Annotated in this window: 2 protein-coding genes; one reads left to right on the forward strand and one right to left on the reverse strand. The window is 50.8% G+C overall.

Annotated features, from left to right (window positions below; all coding sequences use genetic code 11):
* Window positions 1-655 (reverse strand): radical SAM protein (locus Q0140_RS03390; RefSeq protein ID WP_297961898.1); only part of this gene is annotated, 655 nt, incomplete at its 3' end.
* 422 nt (window positions 656-1,077) lie between these two features.
* Between Q0140_RS03390 and Q0140_RS03395 the strand changes: the two genes are divergently transcribed.
* Window positions 1,078-1,221: a hypothetical protein gene (locus Q0140_RS03395; RefSeq protein WP_297961900.1), complete on the forward strand. Its 144-nt coding sequence runs from the start codon at window positions 1,078-1,080 to the stop codon at window positions 1,219-1,221.
* Window positions 1,222-1,306 lie beyond the last annotated feature (85 nt).

Here is a 1,306-nt window from a genome sequence, read left to right on the forward strand (position 1 = left end):
GCTGCGCCTCGCTCACCCCCTGCACGCGGTATGCGGGCGGGCGATCGATCGTGCCGAGATCGACGCGGTGCGGATTGATGCGAGCTAAAGCCGCATTCAGCGCTGCGAAATCCTCCTGCGTATCGTTTAGCCCGCGCACGACTAGGATTTCGATATCAAGCTCGCCGCGAAACTCACGCGCGAAATCCGCGATCGCGCTTACGATATCCTCGGCGCTGATGCCTGCATGCGGGCCGTCCACCTTGCGAAAGCTTTTTGCAAGCACGCTATCTAGCGAAAATTTGCAAATATCAAGCTTCATTAAAGCAGCGCTGTTTTCGCGCACGAGTGAGCCGTTTGATAAAACGAGCAGCTTCTGCGGCAGGCACAACGCCTTTAGTGCGTCCACGAGCTCTGCAAAGCGCGGATGTAGCGTAGGCTCGCCGTTTGCCGTGATCGTAATGACGTCAATGCCCGCGTGGCTTTGCAGCGCAGTTTTCAACTCAGCGATGACCGGGCCGATCTCACAGGGCTCGCTCATCGCGCTTACCGGCTTGCCCGCGCCCAACTCGCAATATACGCAGTTGAAGTTGCACTGCTTGCGCTGCGGGCTCAGGTCGATGCCGAGGCTGCGCCCGAACCTACGCGAGGTCACGGGCCCGAAAATATATCTCATTTTTGCTCCATGGTTTGATTTGCGGGAGTTTGCTTGCGCGCAGAATTTTGCTTTAAATTGCGCTTTAAATTTTGCTTCCGCGCACCAAAATTCGGCGCCGCTTTATACAAATTTCACTTCCGCGCGCCGTCCCACTACGGCGAAATTTTAAACTTAGAGCTTTGAATTTATCCTTAAATCTAGGACGTGAGAGCTATAAATTTAAGGCGCGAGCTAAATTTAAACTCGCAAGCTTGCGGTATTTTTACGCCGCCGCATACATAGCGCGTAAAATTTTAAGCCTCGCTCGATGTAAAAGCAACATAAAATTTCAAATTTCGGCTAAATTTTAAAATTTAGCGATACCACCACGATAAAACGGCGTAGAATTTTAAAATTTTCAAGCTTTGCGTTCCGCGAGCTGTTTTAGCGGCGTGAAAGCGGTGCAAAATTTAAAATTTATGGGCAGCGGAAAAAATCGCGCGGAAGCAAATCAAGTAACCTGGGCTAGCAAAATTTTAAACTACGGCTCTATGAAATTTCACAGTGGCGCGCCGCAAGCAGGCTATCGCAAAATCAGGTTTTAGCGCGCGCTTAGCTCGTGCACCAGATCCACCAGATATTTGGCGTTTTGCACGCTTACGTCGGGCAAAATTCCATGCCCTAGATTAA

The organism is uncultured Campylobacter sp., assembly GCF_938045405.1.
Classification (GTDB): Bacteria; Campylobacterota; Campylobacteria; order Campylobacterales; family Campylobacteraceae; genus Campylobacter_B.